Here is a 228-nt window from a genome sequence, read left to right as displayed (position 1 = left end):
CACTTGACCAACGGGCCAAATATTATAAATCCTATGGCGGAGAGCAAGGGATTCGAACCCTTGATACGCTTGTGACGTATACACGATTTCCAATCGTGCTCCTTCGGCCAACTCGGACAGCTCTCCAATGGCTCCGCAGGTAGGAATCGAACCTACGACCGATCGGTTAACAGCCGATAGCTCTACCACTGAGCTACTGCGGAATAATATTGCCTGGCAACGTCCTAC

General features: G+C 50.9%; 2 tRNA genes. Both read right to left on the bottom strand.

What is annotated here, in order from left to right:
• Nucleotides 1-34: 34 nt before the first annotated feature.
• Nucleotides 35-126, bottom strand: a tRNA-Ser gene (locus tag COE49_RS26750).
• 2 nt (nucleotides 127-128) lie between these two features.
• Nucleotides 129-203: transfer RNA gene (locus COE49_RS26745), tRNA-Asn, on the bottom strand.
• Nucleotides 204-228: the final 25 nt, after the last annotated feature.

Source organism: Bacillus sp. AFS029637, from assembly GCF_002584985.1.
Lineage (GTDB): Bacteria > Bacillota > Bacilli > Bacillales > Bacillaceae_G > Bacillus_A.
Note: the sequence above shows the minus strand (reverse complement) of the source record. Positions and strands in the feature narration are given on the sequence as shown.